Genomic DNA, 16,412 nt, shown 5'->3' on the forward strand with positions numbered 1-16,412 from the left:
GAGTGTTAATAAAAACGCTAAAGGCATTTTTTAAACGCGCTACTTTAAAAAAGCCAGTTGCTCCAAAATCAATTCTTCTTTATTTTTAAAAACAAATTTAAAAAGGATCTTATAACGCCCCCTTTTATCGCTCTCTAACAAATCAAATTTTAAAGGCTCGCATGCGCTTCTACAATCAAGCGTTCCTAACCATCTGGGCTGTGATGGGCTGGGGTAAAACGCTAAATACACTTGAATGTTTGGCGGATCTAAAGCGGGTTTGAGCGGTTGCAATTGCGCATAAAGCGTGTTGGATTTTTCCAAAATCAAAGCGTTGTTTAAAAGGTTTTCTTGGAGTTTTTTATCCCCATGCGTGCCTTTAGAAAAATAGGGCAAAATGGGGGTTTTAGGGCTTTTAATAAGGGGTTTTAAACCCACTAAAAAACGATAATTAGACTTAAAATTTTCATAAGTTTTAAGCATAGCGTTAAAGTTTAAATCCACTTCGTTATGCCCTTTGAAATACACTAAATCGTTTTTAGGCGAATTTTTTAGGGCAAACACCACCAAAAACACCACGATCCCAAGCCCAAGAATAAGCACGCTCATGATCCCTAAAGGCCAAAAGTTTTTTTCTTTCATTGGTTTCTCTCTTAAGATTTTTTAAAAAAATAAAGCCCCAAAAACGCGCCCAAAAGCGTCAATAACAAAATATAAATGATCACCTTTACAAAAGTTACTCCCTTAGGAGCGTTAAAATTCTGCACGATATTCACATGATATTTTTCCGCTAAAGAATCTACTGCGACCGAATAGCCGTTAATGAGCATGGCTGAAATCCTTTGGGGCGTGTATTCTTTAGCGTTTGTGGGGAGTAAGGGAGCTATTTTTTCAAAAAAGATTTTATCAGTGTCTAACAAATCTTTAGGGTTAGCCACTAATTCTATTTTTTGAGCGTCATGGTAGAAAAAGAATACCACAAAAGGGGGTTTGAGCTGCTTTAAAAAGCTCTCTTGATACTTTTGGCGTTTATTTTTATCCGCCAAAGCGATAGGATTTTTTTCAAAATCCGTCATATCAATCGCAAAACGCACGCCTGTTTTAAGATAAAGCTCTTTAGAAACGCCCTCCACAAACACAACGCTTTTTTCTACCAAACGCCCCTTAGAATTATTAAAAACATAATCATCAGCCCCCAAACAACAAACAAAGGCTATTACAAGCCATAAGATCCTCATGTGCTAAACAAAAACAAGTTAGGCACAAAAGAAATAACAATTGTCATTAAAATGGTCGCTACTACCATTAAGGCTAAGATTTTTTCTAAAGTCGTGAATTTCATTTTTTACTCCCTTGATTGACTAATTCATAATTAGCGTGGTTTTGGGTGCTTTTTGCCTCTAAAGCGTTAATATCCTTATAGCGGTAATAATTGGTGGCTTGCTCTTTTTGGATATGGATCGCTTTGAGCGTAAAAAAAACGGCCACACACAATAAAATAACCACAATCAGTAAATTCCCTGCTAATCCGTTTAAAAATTTCATCTCTTTTCCTTTAATCTTCTAAGGGTTTTAGCGATTGGATAAATTCGGCTAACGCTTTAACTTGCAAATCGCTAAAGTTTTTATATTTGAACGATGGCATATGCCCTATATTGCCCTTTTTGCCATGCGTTAAGATATTTCTCAAAAAATTCTCTGTGCCGTAAGCGGTCAAATCGGCCGCAAACACTTGATTTTCTTGCAAGCCCTTACCATCATTGCCATGACAGCCTGTGCAACCCATGCTTTCAAACAGCTCCTTGCCCTTATCAATGAGTTGAGGGTTTTCGGTTTTTTTAACGCTAGAAATTTCTGCCATCACATAGCTTGCGATCGCTTTAGCGTCTTTTTCGTCCAATTCCATAGCGGGCATTTCCCCAGCGAGATAATCCATGCCTTTAGAGCCATGCTTAATGGTGTCCATAATGCCCTCTTCTTTACCCCAGCGCACCAGATTTTGAGCACTCCCATGCAAGCCTTCAGCGGTGATGCCATGGCATTGCGAACAATGGACTAAAAAGATGCCTTGCCCCATATCCACCAATTCCTTTTGACCCAAATGCTTCCATTTGGCTTCAAATTTTTGGTTGTGCACTTTAACCTCTTCATTATATTGCCCGATTTGAGAAAAGCTATTCAGCGGATACCCAAAGAAGAAATACCAAAAAGCCCATACAATCGTGCACATAAAGCTTGCGATCCAGCCTACAGGCACATTATTGGCAAACTCCCCTATCCCATCAATCAAATGCCCATTTTCTACAAGCTCACCTTGGGATTTGCTGTCGCGCATTTCTTTAATGAGCGAACTGGATTCATAGATGGTTAAAACTAAAATCACAAGCGCTGCAATCAAGCCAAAAACATTTATATGGTCGTTTAAAAAATCCATTTCAACTTTCCTTTATGCCCTTATCATGAACTTCTTTATGGCGTGGTTCAATCAACTCATCTTCTAAAGCATCATTTAACGCTAAATACCCGTATCGCTCATAATCCACGACACCCTTTTTTTGCTTTCTATACATGCTAAAAATATAAGCGTACAAAAAGAGCGTAAAAAGAATAGTGAAAAACGCATACGCAAAACCTCTCAAACTTTCTAAATCCATCATTCACCCCTTATTTAGCGTTTTGATTAGCGTTGATTCTGGAATTACCCAAGCTATTCAAATAAGCGATCAAAGCCACAATTTCTAACACTTCACCTCTTTGAATAGCGTCTAGCACCCTCTTATCTTTCATGTCGGCTGTGATTTTTTTCGCTTCTTCTAAATAGGCTTTTTTCGCTTCTTCTACATTCCCTAATTTCACGCCGTTTTCTGTGTCATAAGGCACGCCAAAAACCTTTTTTTGCGTCAAAGCTTCTGCATAAGCGGTGTCAAAATCGCTCTTTTTGATGAATAAATGCTTATAGGCGGGCATGATGCTGTGCGGCACAACGCTTTTAGGATCTAGCATGTGCTTTTCATGCCAATCGGTTGTGCGATAATCCCCCACCCTGTGCAAATCAGGGCCAATCCTTTTAGAACCCCACAAAAATGGCCTGTCATACGCATATTCCCCACTCAAACTATACGCGCCATATCGATCCACCTCAGCTTGAAAAGGGCGAATAAGCTGGGAATGGCAATGATAACAACCTTCTTGGATATAAATTTGCCTCCCCGCTGTCTCTAAAACCGTATAAGGCCGTAAGCCTTCAATCGGGCGAGCGGATTTGAAGAAATTGGGCAAAATCTCCACCAAGCCCGCGATCGCAAACACAAAAATAAACGCAAGAGTGAAAAAGAACGGATTCTTCTCTAAAAAACTAAACATCTCCAACCTCCCCTATCTAGACATAGGCGTGGCGTAATTGGGCTCACGCTCTAATTTTTTGCCTGCTGTGATGGTCATAAAAATATTGTAGGCAAAAATAATAAATCCAATAAAATACATAAGACCCCCAACGCCTCTAATATTGTAATAAGGGATTAGCACCTTAACCGTGTCAATGAACTGGTAAGTAAGATTCCCATACTGATCCACATCCCTCCACATCATCCCTTGCGTGATCCCTGCAATCCACATGGACGAAAAGTAAAGCACAATCCCTAAAGTCATGATCCAAAATTGGAAATCCACAAGCCTGCCTGAATAAATCTCTCTTTTAAAAAGCCTAGGCGTCATGTGATACATGCTTGCAATCAAAGTGAAGCCTACCCACCCAAGCACGCCGTCATGCACATGCCCTATAATCCAATCGGTGAAGTGTGCTAAAGCGTTCACGCTCTTAATGGCTTGAATAGAGCCTTCTAAAGTGGAAAGCATGTAGAAAGTTGAAGCTAAAACTAAGAATTTGATCAAAGGGCTTTCTTTGAGCTGGTGCCACTGGCCCCTCATCGTTAAAAGCATGTTAATGGCTGTCCCCCACGAAGGCAAGATCAACACCACTGAAAACACGCTAGAAAGGGTTTGCACCCAATCAGGCACGGTGGAATAAATCAAATGGTGCCCGCCCGCCCAAATATAAACAAACATCAAGCTCCAGAAAGAAAACAAAGTGAGTTTGTAAGAAAAGATAGGCTGACCGCTCTCTTTAGGCAAGAAATAATAAATCGTGCCAATCACCCCACTCGTAAAGACAAAAGCGACCGCATTATGCCCCCACCACCATTGAATGAGCGCATCATTACTGCCTGAATACATAGAAATAGAATGCCAAACACTCCCCATATCAGCGACAAAATAGGTGGGGACAGAAAGGTTATTGAAGATATACATCACCGCTATACCCACATAAGTAGCGATGTAATACCATAAAGACACATAAATGGTATTTTCCCTCCTAACGCTCATGCTCCCAAACATATTAACCCCCCATAGCACCCATGCCACAACCACGATAATATCTAAAGGCCACATCAATTCGGCGTATTCTTTAGATTGAGTAAGACCAGCAAACAGGCTAATAACCCCTAGAATTAAAAGAAGAATCCAGAGCCAAAAATGCAATAACCCTACAATTTTCAAAAAAGGGTGTTGGTAATAAGTGATTTTAAGCACCCTTTGACCGATATAATACCAACTCGCCCAAATCCCTCCAAGAGTGAAACCATAGATCACCGCATTCGTGTGTAAAGGGCGTAAGCGGCCAAAAACGCCATACTCCCCTGCAATGTAATTCAAGTTAGGGAAAGACAATTCAAAAGCTAACACGATCCCTATTAACATGCCTATTATCCCAAAGCCAACCATCGCATAAAGAAACAATTTGCTAATGGAATAATCATAACTCAAAGGCACATTTTCTTGCATGCAATACTCCTATTTGTAGTAAATTCAACAAAGACAAATGTAATTATAAAATTTTATCTTTTTCAAAAAGCTTAATTTTTAATCTTTTTCTGTAACATTGTAATAACTTAATCCCATTTGAATGGCATTTTTAAGCCAAATTATTACTATCTTTGGCTAAAGGTTAAACATGATTAAACAAACTCTCACCATTCTTGCCCCTTTTTTTATCGCAACGCTGTTGTATTTTTTAGGCGCACCGGACGGGCTAAACCCTAACGCATGGCTTTATTTTTGTATTTTCATAGGCATGATTATAGGGCTAGTTTTAGAGCCGGTGCCATCAGGTTTGATAGCATTAAGCGCGTTAGTGCTGTGTATAGCGTTAAAAATTGGGGCGAGCGATGAGGTAGCGAGCGCTAATAAGGCCATTTCGTGGGGTTTGAGCGGGTATGCGAATAAAACGGTGTGGCTTGTGTTTGTCGCTTTTATTTTGGGTTTAGGGTATGAAAAAAGCTTGTTAGGGAAACGGATCGCTCTTTTACTCATTAGGTTTTTAGGGCAAACCCCTTTAGGTTTAGGCTATGCGATTGGTTTGAGCGAATTGTGTCTAGCCCCCTTTATCCCTAGCAATTCCGCTAGAAGTGGGGGCATACTCTATCCCATCGTTTCTTCTATCCCGCCTTTAATGGGTTCTACTCCTAATAATAACCCTGACAAAATCGGCGCGTATTTGATGTGGGTCGCTTTGGCTTCAACTTGCATCACTTCGTCCATGTTTTTAACCGCGCTCGCTCCTAACCCCCTAGCAATGGAAATCGCTGCCAAAATGGGCGTGAATGAAATCTCATGGTTTTCGTGGTTTTTAGCGTTCTTGCCTTGTGGGGTGGTTTTGATCTTGCTTGTGCCTTTATTGGCGTATAAAACCTGCAAACCCACCTTAAAAGGCTCAAAAGAAGTGAGTTTGTGGGCCAAAAAAGAATTAGAGGGCATGGGGAGGTTTTCTTTAAAAGAAATTTTAATGCTCAGCCTCACTTTATTGGCTTTATTGGGTTGGATTTTTGGCAAACCTTTAGGTTTGCATGCGAGCGCAACGGCTTTGATTGTCATGGTTTTAATGGTGTTTTGTAAGATTGTAAGCTATGAAGACATCATTAAAAACAAGAGCGCGTTTAACATTTTTTTATTGCTGGGATCGCTGCTCACGATGGCTGGCGGGCTTAAAAATGTAGGGTTTTTAAATTTTATCGGCAATGCGGCTCAAAATTTTTTAGAGCATGCTAACTTGGATCCGTTAATAGCGGTATTGTTTATTGTAGCCTTATTCTATCTGTCGCACTATTTTTTCGCTAGCATCACCGCTCATGTGAGCGCGTTATTCGCGCTTTTTGTAGGGATTGGTTCGCATATTCAAGGGGTCAATTTGCAAGAATTGAGCTTGTTTTTAATGCTTTCTTTAGGGATTATGGGGATTTTAACGCCCTATGGCACAGGCCCATCCACCATTTATTACGGGAGCGGGTATATTCAAAGCAAGGATTTTTGGAAATGGGGGTTTATTTTTGGCTTTTTGTATTTGATCGTGTTTTTAAGCGTGTGCATACCTTGGGTCAAATTCATCGCTTATAGGTGGTTGTAGTTGGAAACTTTACACAACGCCCTTTTAGAATGGTATGAAGAATGTGGGCGAAAGGATTTACCTTTTAGGAATTTAAAGGGCATTAACGCTCCTTATGAAGTCTATATCAGTGAAGTGATGAGCCAACAAACCCAAATCAACACGGTGGTTGAGCGTTTTTATTCCCCTTTTTTAGAAGCTTTCCCCACTTTAAAAGACTTAGCGAACGCTCAATTAGAAGAGGTTTTATTGCTTTGGAGAGGGCTTGGCTATTATTCAAGGGCTAAAAATTTAAAAAAAAGCGCTGAAATTTGCGTTAAAGAACACCACTCACAACTACCCAATGACTATCAAAGCCTGTTGAAACTCCCCGGGATTGGCGCATACACGGCTAATGCGATTTTATGTTTTGGCTTTAGAGAAAAGAGCGCATGCGTGGATACCAATATCAAGCGCGTGCTTTTAAGGCTCTTTGGTTTGGATCCTAATATCCACGCTAAAGACTTACAAATTAAGGCGAATGACTTTCTTAATCCTAATGAAAGCTTTAATCATAACCAAGCCCTAATTGATCTAGGGGCTTTAATCTGCTCCCCTAAACCCAAATGCGCGATTTGCCCTTTCAATCCTTATTGTTTAGGAAAAAACCACCTAGAAAAACACACGCTTAAGAAAAAACAAGAAATCGTTCAAGAAGAGCGTTACTTGGGCGTTGTGATCCAAAATAACCAAATCGCTTTAGAAAAAATAGAGCAAAAACTCTATTTGGGGATGCACCATTTCCCTAATTTAAAAGAAAATTTAGAATGCAAACTCCCCTTTTTAGGCGCCATCAAACACAGCCACACTAAATTCAAGCTCAATTTAAACCTCTATTCAGCCACAATAAAGGATCTAAAAAACCCCGTTCGTTTTTATAGTCTTAAAGACTTAGAAACCTTACCCATAAGCTCTATGACGCTTAAAATCTTGCATTTTTTAAAACAAAAAAATTTATTTGGGGGTTAAACCCTGCCAAATCTAAAATGGCTCTACTTTATCGCAGGCACCACTTCAGGGATCAAATACGCAATCGCACTGATCACGACTCCCATGATCGCTACAAAAATAAGGGAGTATTTAACCGTGAATTTGAACAAATCGCTCTCTTTCCCGGCTAACCCCACCGCCGCGCAAGCGATAGCGATACTTTGAGGGCTTATCATCTTGCCCAAAGTGCCTCCCACGGTATTAGCCGTTAGGGTTAAAACCTCAGGGAGGTGCAATCGTTGGGCGGTGAGTTGCTGTAAAGAGCCAAATAAAAGATTAGAACTCGTATCGCTCCCGGTTAAAAACACGCCCACCCACCCGATCAAAGGCGAGAAAAAAGTAAAAGCCAAACCCGTATGCGTGAGCGCTAAGGCTAGAGTGGAAGAAATCCCGCTGTAATTAGACACATAGGCAAAGCTTAAGACTAAACCAATGGTGAGAATGGGATAGCGCATTTCTTTTAAAGTCTCGCCAAAGACGCTCAGCGCATCGCTCACTCGCACCCTTAAAACGAGCATGCTAACAAGAGCGGCTAAAAAAATGGAAGTGCCTACGGTGTTGATTAAGAGAAATTTAAACACCACCGGAAAACTCACGCTTTGATTGGCTTCTACAAAGGGCGGGCTTTTAAAGATATGGTTGCTGATGTTATTGAATTCAAAATAAAAATTAGAAAAAGCTAACAAGCCGTCTTTTTCAAATAAAGCCTTAAAAAAAGGCTGTATCCATAGCACAATCACTAAAACCAAAATCACAAAAGGAGACCAAGCGACATAAACCTTACAAATATGATGGTTACTCTTAGTGAATGAGGCCGCTTTGCCGTCGCTTCTAAAAATCGCTTTAGGCTGCCAGAATTTCAAAAAGAGCGCTGTTGCAACGAGTGAAACAAGGGCTGAAATAATACCAGGCAATTCTGGCCCTAAATAATTAGAGCTTAAAAATTGCGCACCAGCGAAAGAAAAAGCCGCGATAAAAACGGCCGGAAAAGTCTCTTTAATCCCCTTAAAGCCATCCATTAAAAACACAATGAAAAACGGCACTAACAAGCTCACAAAAAAGAGGATTTTACCCGTCATGGCTGAAATTAAAATCGCTGGCACCCCTACCGCGCTCGCCATAGCGCTTATAGGGATACCCACCGCGCCAAAGGCTACAGGAGCGGTGTTAGCGATTAGGCACAATCCGGCAGAATATAAGGGGCTTAACCCTAAGCCCACTAAAATCGCTGCGGTAATAGCAATAGGCCCTCCAAAACCGATCGCTCCTTCTAAAAACGAGCCAAAACAAAAGCCAATCAAAATCACTAAAATCCGGTGATCTAAAGTGATGGACTGGACGCTTTCTTTTAAGATTTCAAAATAGCCGGATTTAACGCTGAGTTTGTATAAAAAAATCGCCGCAATAATAATCCAAGCGATCGGCCATAGGCCATAGAGAAAGCCATAAAGAAAGCTTGAACCCACCATGCTAACAGGCATTTTATACACTAAAACCGCAATAATGGCTGACAGAGCCACGCTCAAAAAGGCCGCTGTATAACCTTTGAGTTTAAAAACCATTAAAGATAAGAAAAATAACAAAATCGGCAATAAAGCTACAAGAGCGCTCAGCCAAATATTACCCAAAGGGTCATAAACTTGATGAAATTCTAGCACTAAAAAATCCCTTTTTAAAAATATTCTCTTAGTGCTAGTTCTCTTTAAAAACCCCCTTATTTAGGAATGATGGGGATAATAAAGGGGAAGACATAAGCAATAAGAGTGAAGACAATCCCCATAATGATCGCCAAAGCGATAGAGTATTTTACTGTAAATCTGAACAATTCGCTCTCTTTCCCCACTAACCCCACCGCTGCGCAAGCGATAGCGATGCTTTGAGGGCTTATCATTTTACCCACAACGCCCCCTGAAGTGTTGGCTGCTAAGAAAAGCACTTCAGGCAAGCCAAGCTGTGTAGCGATGAGCATTTGCAAAGAGCCAAATAAAAGATTAGAGCTCGTATCGCTTCCGGTTAAAAACACCCCAAGCCAGCCTACAACAGGCGAAAAGAAAGTGAAAACATGCCCAGTATCCGCTAACGCTAAAGCGAGCGTAGCACTCATGCCGCTATAATTAGCCACATACGCAAACGCTAAAACCACGCCAATGGTTAAAATCGGCAAACGCATTTCTTTTAAAGTGGCCCCAAACACCCCTATCGCATCGCTGATTTTCACGCGCAACAAAAACACGCTCAAAATGGCGGCTAAAAAAATGGAAGTGCCTGTCGTTAAAATCAAAGGGAGTTTGAACACCACAGGAAAATTGGTCGCTTCAGTAACAATGGGAACGGTTTTAAAAATCTTTTGACTGATAGAATTAAATTCAAAAGCAAAGCTAGAAAACGCCAAAGCCCCACCTTCTTTAAAGAGCGCTTTAAACCAGGGTTGCGTCCATATGATAATCGTAATCGTGAGCAACACAAAAGGCATCCACGCCACAACCACCTTACAAATATGGTGTTTTTCTGTGCTGATCGTAGGCTCTTTGCCATTGCTCGTGAAAATGTGTTTGGGTTGCCAAAATTTTAAAAACAAAGTGGTAGCAATCAATGACACTAAAGCTGAAATAATATCCGGGAGTTGCGGCCCTAGATAATTAGAGCTTAAAAATTGCGCGATAGCGAAACTAAACCCGGTAACGGCCACTGCAGGAAAAGTCTCTCTAATCCCTCTAAAACCATCCATTAAGAACACGATGAAAAAAGGAATACCAATGGAAAAAATGGGTAACACTCTGCCCACCATTTGAGAAATCTCTAACTCAGGGATACCCACCACGCTAGCCATTGCCGTAATAGGAATGCCCACCGCGCCAAAAGCTACAGGAGCGGTGTTAGCGATTAAGCACAATCCGGCAGCGTATAAGGGGTTTAGCCCAAGGCCGACTAAAATCGCTGCTGTGATCGCTACCGGGCCTCCAAAACCAATCGCTCCTTCTAAGAACGAGCCAAAACAAAAGCCAATCAAAATCACTAAAATGCGGTGATCCGGCGTTAGGGTTAAAATGCTTTCTTTTAAAATCTCAAAATACCCGGATTTCACGGAAAGGTTGTAAAGAAAAATCGCAGCGATCACAATCCATGCGATCGGCCACAAGCCATAAAGAAAACCATAGAAAAAACTCGCGCTCACCATTTGAACAGGCATTTTATACACAAATAACGCAATAAGGATTGAAAGCGCTAAGCTTAAAAACCCAGCGCTATACCCTTTAAGTTTAAAGACAATAAGAGAGATAAAAAAGAGTGCAATGGGCGAAAGTGCGACTAAAGCGCTCAGCCAAATATGGCCTAATGGGTCATAGACTTGATAAAATTCCATAAATTTTCCTTGAATAATTAAAAGTATTTTTTTATCTTACTTAAAAGAAAAAACTAATTTTAAGTAGCATTTAATATTAAGTCAAATTTAATGGGTTTGTGGTTTATTTTAGTAACAATATTTGAGCGAGTGGGTTTATCAACTTGTGGTTACAATCTTACTAATTTTGAGTATTATATTGTGTTTGAAACTCTTAATTTGGAATTTAAGGAGCCTTCTTTGAAAGTCAATTTCTTTGCTACTTGTCTAGGAGCAGCCATATACAGCAACGCATCGCTTAACGCTATCAAATTACTCCGCAAGGAAAATTTGGAAGTGGTTTTTAAAAAAGACCAGACATGTTGCGGCCAGCCAAGCTATAACTCAGGATACTATGAAGAGACAAAAAAAGTCGTTTTATACAATATCAAACTTTATTCCAATAACGACTACCCTATTATTTTGCCTAGCGGTTCATGCACAGGGATGATGCGGCATGATTATTTGGAATTGTTTGAAGGGCATGCGGAATTTAACATGGTTAAAGATTTTTGCTCTAGGGTGTATGAATTGAGCGAATTTTTGGATAAAAAATTGCAAGTCAAATATGAAGATAAGGGCGAACCCCTTAAAATCACATGGCATTCTAATTGCCATGCCTTAAGGGTGGCTAAAGTGATTGACTCGGCGAAAAACCTCATCAGACAGCTTAAAAATGTGGAACTCATTGAATTGGAAAAAGAAGAAGAATGCTGCGGGTTTGGGGGGACTTTTTCGGTTAAAGAGCCTGAAATTTCAGCGGTTATGGTTAAAGAAAAGATTAAAGACATAGAAAGCCGTCAAGTGGATGTGATTGTTTCAGCGGATGCGGGGTGTTTGATGAATATCAGCACCGCTATGCAAAAAATGGGCTCACCCACAAAACCCATGCATTTTTATGACTTTTTAGCCTCAAGGCTTGGGCTTTAACATTAAAGAATTGTTTTAAGGAATGATCATGGAAAAATATCATAGCGACCAGGAATACGAAGAAATCATCACCGACCAATTAGGCGATATGCAATTAAGGGAAAATTTGCGTTCTGCAATGGATACCTTACGGGCTAATCGTAAGAATCTCCTTAAAAATCGTTACAGCGAGTGGGAAAATTTAAGGGAATTAGGCAAAGAAGTCAAGCTTAAAATTTTATCTAGGCTTGATGAGTATTTGGAATTGTTTGAAAAAAACGCCACTCAAAACGGCTTTAAAATCCACTACGCTAAAGACGGCGATGAAGCTAATGAAATCATTTACAACCTCGCTAAAGAAAAGAATATCAAGCACATTTTAAAGCAAAAATCCATGGCGAGCGAAGAAATTGGCTTGAACCATTACTTGAAAGAAAAGGGCATTCAAGCGCAAGAAACGGATTTGGGCGAATTGATTATCCAGCTCATCAATGAACACCCTGTGCATATTGTCGTGCCGGCTATCCATAAAAACCGCAAGCAAATCGGTAAGATTTTTGAAGAAAAACTCAACGCCGCTTATGAAGAAGAGCCTGAAAAGCTCAATGCGATCGCCAGAAAACACATGCGCAAAGAATTTGAAAGCTTTAAAATGGGGATCAGTGGGGTGAATTTCGCTATCGCTAATGAGGGGGCGATTTGGTTAGTGGAAAATGAAGGCAATGGCAGAATGAGCACCACCGCATGCGATGTGCATGTCGCTATTTGCGGGATTGAAAAATTAGTAGAAAGCTTTGATGATGCAGCGATTTTAAACAATTTGCTCGCCCCAAGTGCGGTGGGCGTGCCTATCACTTGTTATCAAAACATCATCACAGGCCCCAGAAAAAACGATGATTTAGACGGCCCTAAAGAAGCCCATATCATTTTATTAGACAACAACCGCTCTAATATTTTGGCTGATGAAAAGTATTATCGCGCCCTTTCATGCATCCGTTGCGGGACTTGTTTGAACCACTGCCCTGTGTATGATAAAATCGGTGGGCATGCCTATCTTTCCACTTATCCTGGCCCCATAGGCGTGGTGGTATCCCCCCAACTCTTTGGCTTGAATAATTACGGGCATATCCCTAATTTGTGCAGTCTTTGCGGGCGTTGCACTGAAGTGTGCCCCGTAGAAATCCCTTTAGCCGAACTCATTAGGGATTTACGAGCCGATAAAGTGGGCGAGGGTAGGGGTGTAGTTAGGGGGGCTAAAAGCACCCAACACAGCGGGATGGAAAAATTCTCTATGAAAATGTTTGCCAAAATGGCAAGCGATGGGGCTAAGTGGCGTTTTCAATTGAAAATGGCTCAATTTTTCTCGCCTTTAGGCAAGCTTTTAGCACCTATGCTGCCTTTAGTCAAAGAGTGGGCAAGTGTTAGGACCTTACCCAATATGGACACGAGCTTGCATGCCAAAGTCCAACACTTAGAAGGGGTGATTTATGAGTAAAGAGCTTATTTTAAAGTGCATTAAAGAAGCCAGAGCCAAGCATGCCATTCAGGGAGCAAACCCTATTTATAGAAATATCATTAAAGTGGAGTTTGAAGACTTGGTGGAAGAATACAAGCATTTCCAGGTGTTGAATAAAGCTGAAGTCATTGAAAGCGCTAAAGAGAATTTAGAGCAAGCCATTTTAAAGGCTTTAGAAAATTTTCAAAGCAAAAAAGTCTTACACTCTACGGATTTAAATTTGAATTTTGAAGCGTTTAAGGATTTCACTTTACAGCCCTATGATAAAGAAATTGAAGCGATGCGTGAAGAATTGTTTGAGATTGATACGGCTTTATTGCATGGGGTTTGTGGGATTTCAAGCTTGGGCATGATTGGGGCGGTTTCTTCGCATGCAAGCCCACGGTTGCTTTCGCTCATCACCCTTAATTGCATTATCTTATTGAAAAAAGAATCCATTGTGCGCAACTTGAGCGAAGGCGTGCAAGCTTTAAAAAACCAGAGTAAAAACGGCGTATTGCCCACAAACATGCTCCTTATTGGCGGGCCTAGCCGGACAGCCGATATTGAATTAAAAACCGTTTTTGGGGTGCATGGGCCTCAAAAAGTCGCTATCATTCTCTATTAAAGGATAAGAATGGAAAAATTAGAAGTAGGGCAATTAGCCCCTGATTTCAGATTGAAAAACAGCGATGGCGTAGAAATTTCTTTAAAAGATTTGCTCCATAAAAAAGTGGTGCTGTATTTCTACCCTAAAGACAACACTCCCGGATGCACTCTAGAAGCCAAAGACTTTAGCACTCTGTTTAGTGAATTTGAAAAGAAAAACGCTGTTGTCGTAGGCGTAAGCCCTGATAACGCGCAATCGCATCAAAAATTTATCAGCCAATGCTCTTTGAATGTGATTTTGCTCTGCGATGAAGATAAAAAAGCCGCCAATCTTTACAAAGCTTATGGCAAACGCATGCTTTATGGGAAGGAGCATTTGGGGATTATCCGCTCCACTTTCATTATCAACACGCAAGGCGTTTTAGAAAAATGCTTCTACAATGTCAAAGCGAAAGGCCATGCTCAAAAGGTTTTAGAGAGTTTGTAGTTTAGCTCTCAAGCTTTCGCTCGTTTTAATTTTAAGCTTTTTGACCATTCTCTTGCTTTTAAAAACTTGTTTTTTAAACTTCGTTTGATAATAAAACTCATAAGGGATAGGGGGTGTTTTGAAATCATTCCCCTACAACCCTAAGATCGCTTTACAAAAAAACTATCACCCACTAGCTTTTTGATTGTGTTATTTTAAAAACGCTTTTGAGTATTTTTACAATTTTTATTTTTGTTCAGGCTGCCAAATGGTTTTTTCTGAAGGGGTGCTATCGGCTTCGTTTTGTAAGATTTGTTTTTTAGTTTCATGGCAAGCCACAAACAATAACGCTAAAATTACAGCTAAAAGAGAAATTCTCATTTCAAGCTCCTTTGAATATTAAAATGCTAATGATAATTATAAAGTAAAAGAGTTAAAGATAGATTAATATTTGGCTCTGTTTTCATTAAATGTCGGCACTCAAAACCTTATTAACCTTATTATCCTTTAATTTTTAAAACTTTATTTTACACAAAACTCATTCTCTTAAGGGGATAACTGGGGTATTTTGAAATAACTCCCCCCCTACAACCCCCAACTAAATCCCCCTATAGAACGCATTACAAGAAACGATCGCTTGACTAAAGCCTCTTATTATCTTGATTTCAATCAAGATCGTTGTTTTTTAAGCATGTCAGCAATTAAAAAAGCGAGCTCTAGGGCTTGAGTGGCGTTTAGTCTTGGATCGCATTGCGTATAGTAATGGCAGCTCAAACCCTCTTCGGTGATCGCTTGCGATCCACCGATACATTCTGTAACATTTTCACCCGTCATTTCCAAATGAACCCCTGAAGCCAAACTCCCTTCAGCCCTATGGATTTCAAAAAAGCTTTTCACTTCATCTAACACGCTATCAAAAGCCCTTGTTTTAACCCCCAAGCTGGTTTTAACCGTGTTGCCATGCATGGGATCAATGCTCCATAAAATATGGCGTTTTTCTTCCAACACCCCTTGTAAAAGCTTAGGCAAACGCTCTTTAATCATCTTAGAACCCATGCGCACGATCAAATTCAAACGCCCCTTAATGTTATGCGGGTTTAAAACATCGCACAATTCTAACACTTCGCTCACGCTCGCATTAGGCCCGATTTTCACGCCAATAGGGTTACAAACCCCCCTTAAAAACTCCACATGCGCGCCCTTAGGATCTCTTGTCCTTTCGCCAATCCATAGCATGTGCGCGGAACAATCATAAAACTGGTTAGTCAAACTATCCTTACGCACCAAAGGCTCTTCATAATGGAGCAGTAACGCTTCGTGACTGGTGTAAAATTCCACTTCCCTAAGAATAGGCGTTTTTTCTATCTCCACTCCGCATGCTCGCATAAACCCTAAAGCTTGCGTGATCCGATCAGCGATTTGCTGGTATTTTTGCCCAAAGTCGTTGTTTTTGACAAAATCCAAATTGAAACGATGCACTTGTTCCAAATTGGCTAACCCGCCTTGGGCAAAGGCTCTGATAAGGTTTAAAGTCGCTACGCTTTGATGGTAGGCTTTAAGCATTCTCTCAGGCTTTGGCTCTCTTTCTTTTTTGGAAATCCCATTGATAATATCCCCTCTGTAACTCAACACTTCTTCATTATCCAGCATTTCAGTCGCATTGGAGCGAGGCTTGGCAAATTGCCCGGCAATGCGCCCCACTTTCACGATCGGTATAGAGCCAGCAAAAGTTAAGACAATCGCCATTTGCATCACCACTTTAAACATGTCTTTAATCCGGTTAGCGCTAAATTGAGAAAACGACTCCGCGCAATCGCCCCCTTGCAACAAAAACGCCTTATTGTCAATGACTTGGGCTAAGCGCTCTTGCAAGTTCCTCGCTTCGCCAGCAAACACTAAGGGAGGGTAGGAGTGCAATTCTTTTTTGACCCTTTCTAATTCTTGCTTATCTTTGTAAGTGGGGTGTTGCTCTATCTTAAAAGAATGCCATGAAGTGGGCGACCAAGTTGTGTTTGACATTTCTATAATCCTTTATTAATCTTTTTTTAAGCGTTATTATAGCTTGTGCGGGTTAAATCGTGGATTTTAGGGAATAAATGCACGC

17 protein-coding genes and 1 pseudogene are annotated in these 16,412 nt (G+C 40.6%); 6 read left to right on the forward strand and 12 right to left on the reverse strand.

All coding sequences use genetic code 11. The features are described 5' to 3' along the window. Window positions 1–39: 39 nt before the first annotated feature. The 7 genes from D2C78_00205 to ccoN all read right to left on the reverse strand — a co-directional run bounded on the left by D2C78_00205 (window position 40) and on the right by ccoN (window position 4,821). A complete protein-coding gene (locus D2C78_00205) occupies window positions 40–621 on the reverse strand; it encodes a hypothetical protein (GenBank protein ID QEF34564.1) in 582 nt (193 codons plus the stop codon). An 11-nt stretch (window positions 622–632) separates the two neighbouring features. After that, window positions 633–1,217, reverse strand: coding sequence for a hypothetical protein (locus tag D2C78_00210; GenBank protein ID QEF34565.1), 585 nt, complete (start codon window positions 1,215–1,217; stop codon window positions 633–635). Window positions 1,218–1,317: 100 nt separating this feature from the next. After that, a complete protein-coding gene (locus D2C78_00215) occupies window positions 1,318–1,524 on the reverse strand; it encodes a DUF4006 family protein (protein ID QEF34566.1) in 207 nt (68 codons plus the stop codon). Window positions 1,525–1,534: 10 nt separating this feature from the next. Further along, window positions 1,535–2,413, reverse strand: coding sequence for a cytochrome-c oxidase, cbb3-type subunit III (gene ccoP / locus D2C78_00220; GenBank protein QEF34567.1), 879 nt, complete (start codon window positions 2,411–2,413; stop codon window positions 1,535–1,537). 1 nt (window position 2,414) lies between these two features. Then, the gene (locus D2C78_00225; GenBank protein ID QEF34568.1) at window positions 2,415–2,636 is read right to left on the reverse strand and encodes a cytochrome c oxidase, cbb3-type, CcoQ subunit; all 222 of its coding nucleotides are present in this window, start codon (window positions 2,634–2,636) and stop codon (window positions 2,415–2,417) included. A 7-nt stretch (window positions 2,637–2,643) separates the two neighbouring features. Further along, entirely contained in the window at window positions 2,644–3,342 is a 699-nt protein-coding gene (ccoO, locus tag D2C78_00230) for a cytochrome-c oxidase, cbb3-type subunit II (protein ID QEF34569.1), read from the reverse strand. Window positions 3,343–3,354: 12 nt separating this feature from the next. Next, on the reverse strand, window positions 3,355–4,821 hold the full coding sequence (gene ccoN / locus D2C78_00235; GenBank protein QEF34570.1) for a cytochrome-c oxidase, cbb3-type subunit I: 1,467 nt from the start codon (window positions 4,819–4,821) through the stop codon (window positions 3,355–3,357). Between the two features lie 169 nt (window positions 4,822–4,990). On the opposite strand from ccoN, the gene D2C78_00240 reads away from it, so the two are divergent. Together D2C78_00240 and D2C78_00245 are read left to right on the forward strand one after the other, a co-directional pair. Next, window positions 4,991–6,439: a DASS family sodium-coupled anion symporter gene (locus tag D2C78_00240; protein QEF34571.1), complete on the forward strand. Its 1,449-nt coding sequence runs from the start codon at window positions 4,991–4,993 to the stop codon at window positions 6,437–6,439. Then, a complete protein-coding gene (locus D2C78_00245; GenBank protein ID QEF34572.1) occupies window positions 6,440–7,426 on the forward strand; it encodes an adenine-specific DNA glycosylase in 987 nt (328 codons plus the stop codon). It begins immediately after the preceding gene. Window positions 7,427–7,449: 23 nt separating this feature from the next. On the opposite strand, the gene D2C78_00250 is transcribed toward D2C78_00245, so the two are convergent. The 3 genes and pseudogenes from D2C78_00250 to D2C78_00260 form a co-directional block, all read right to left on the reverse strand. Beyond that, the gene (locus D2C78_00250; GenBank protein QEF34573.1) at window positions 7,450–9,105 is read right to left on the reverse strand and encodes an L-lactate permease; all 1,656 of its coding nucleotides are present in this window, start codon (window positions 9,103–9,105) and stop codon (window positions 7,450–7,452) included. Window positions 9,106–9,161: 56 nt separating this feature from the next. Next, window positions 9,162–10,811, reverse strand: coding sequence for an L-lactate permease (locus D2C78_00255; protein ID QEF34574.1), 1,650 nt, complete (start codon window positions 10,809–10,811; stop codon window positions 9,162–9,164). A gap of 59 nt (window positions 10,812–10,870) precedes the next feature. Beyond that, window positions 10,871–11,101 (reverse strand): annotated as a pseudogene (locus D2C78_00260) (2-hydroxy-acid oxidase). Here D2C78_00260 and D2C78_00265 point away from each other — a divergent pair. From D2C78_00265 to D2C78_00280, 4 genes are read left to right on the forward strand one after another with little or no spacing between them, the layout of a single operon-like run. Beyond that, window positions 11,031–11,759, forward strand: coding sequence for a (Fe-S)-binding protein (locus tag D2C78_00265; GenBank protein QEF35786.1), 729 nt, complete (start codon window positions 11,031–11,033; stop codon window positions 11,757–11,759). The pseudogene D2C78_00260 and the gene D2C78_00265 sit on opposite strands and share 71 nt — an antisense overlap. A gap of 28 nt (window positions 11,760–11,787) precedes the next feature. After that, window positions 11,788–13,233, forward strand: coding sequence for an iron-sulfur cluster-binding protein (locus tag D2C78_00270; protein ID QEF34575.1), 1,446 nt, complete (start codon window positions 11,788–11,790; stop codon window positions 13,231–13,233). Further along, complete coding sequence (locus D2C78_00275) at window positions 13,226–13,861, forward strand: lactate utilization protein C (GenBank protein QEF34576.1); 636 nt, start codon at window positions 13,226–13,228, stop codon at window positions 13,859–13,861. Before D2C78_00270 ends, D2C78_00275 begins: the two co-directional genes overlap by 8 nt. A gap of 9 nt (window positions 13,862–13,870) precedes the next feature. Continuing rightward, window positions 13,871–14,329 carry a peroxiredoxin gene (locus tag D2C78_00280; GenBank protein ID QEF34577.1) on the forward strand — a complete coding sequence of 153 codons (459 nt, stop codon included), beginning with the start codon at window positions 13,871–13,873 and terminating at the stop codon, window positions 14,327–14,329. A 225-nt stretch (window positions 14,330–14,554) separates the two neighbouring features. Here the strand turns inward: D2C78_00280 and D2C78_00285 are convergent, their stop codons facing one another. Next, window positions 14,555–14,689 carry a hypothetical protein gene (locus D2C78_00285; protein ID QEF34578.1) on the reverse strand — a complete coding sequence of 45 codons (135 nt, stop codon included), beginning with the start codon at window positions 14,687–14,689 and terminating at the stop codon, window positions 14,555–14,557. Window positions 14,690–14,977: 288 nt separating this feature from the next. After that, window positions 14,978–16,327 carry a 3-deoxy-7-phosphoheptulonate synthase class II gene (locus tag D2C78_00290; GenBank protein ID QEF34579.1) on the reverse strand — a complete coding sequence of 450 codons (1,350 nt, stop codon included), beginning with the start codon at window positions 16,325–16,327 and terminating at the stop codon, window positions 14,978–14,980. Window positions 16,328–16,412 lie beyond the last annotated feature (85 nt).

Origin of the sequence: Helicobacter pylori (genome assembly GCA_008032935.1) — a bacterium.
Lineage (GTDB): Bacteria > Campylobacterota > Campylobacteria > Campylobacterales > Helicobacteraceae > Helicobacter > Helicobacter pylori_CX.

Bases quoted from the DNA above. Each gene is read 5' to 3' on its own strand.
- D2C78_00255 (QEF34574.1), bottom strand. From the start codon at position 10,811: ATGGAATTTTATCAAGTCTATGACCCATTAGGCCATATTTGGCTGAGC.
- D2C78_00270 (QEF34575.1), top strand. From the start codon at position 11,788: ATGGAAAAATATCATAGCGACCAGGAATACGAAGAAATCATCACCGAC.
- D2C78_00215 (QEF34566.1), bottom strand. From the start codon at position 1,524: ATGAAATTTTTAAACGGATTAGCAGGGAATTTACTGATTGTGGTTATT.
- D2C78_00290 (QEF34579.1), bottom strand. From the start codon at position 16,327: ATGTCAAACACAACTTGGTCGCCCACTTCATGGCATTCTTTTAAGATA.
- ccoN (QEF34570.1), bottom strand. From the start codon at position 4,821: ATGCAAGAAAATGTGCCTTTGAGTTATGATTATTCCATTAGCAAATTG.
- D2C78_00280 (QEF34577.1), top strand. From the start codon at position 13,871: ATGGAAAAATTAGAAGTAGGGCAATTAGCCCCTGATTTCAGATTGAAA.
- ccoO (QEF34569.1), bottom strand. From the start codon at position 3,342: ATGTTTAGTTTTTTAGAGAAGAATCCGTTCTTTTTCACTCTTGCGTTT.
- D2C78_00275 (QEF34576.1), top strand. From the start codon at position 13,226: ATGAGTAAAGAGCTTATTTTAAAGTGCATTAAAGAAGCCAGAGCCAAG.
- D2C78_00205 (QEF34564.1), bottom strand. From the start codon at position 621: ATGAAAGAAAAAAACTTTTGGCCTTTAGGGATCATGAGCGTGCTTATT.
- ccoP (QEF34567.1), bottom strand. From the start codon at position 2,413: ATGGATTTTTTAAACGACCATATAAATGTTTTTGGCTTGATTGCAGCG.
- D2C78_00225 (QEF34568.1), bottom strand. From the start codon at position 2,636: ATGATGGATTTAGAAAGTTTGAGAGGTTTTGCGTATGCGTTTTTCACT.
- D2C78_00210 (QEF34565.1), bottom strand. From the start codon at position 1,217: ATGAGGATCTTATGGCTTGTAATAGCCTTTGTTTGTTGTTTGGGGGCT.
- D2C78_00285 (QEF34578.1), bottom strand. From the start codon at position 14,689: ATGAGAATTTCTCTTTTAGCTGTAATTTTAGCGTTATTGTTTGTGGCT.
- D2C78_00240 (QEF34571.1), top strand. From the start codon at position 4,991: ATGATTAAACAAACTCTCACCATTCTTGCCCCTTTTTTTATCGCAACG.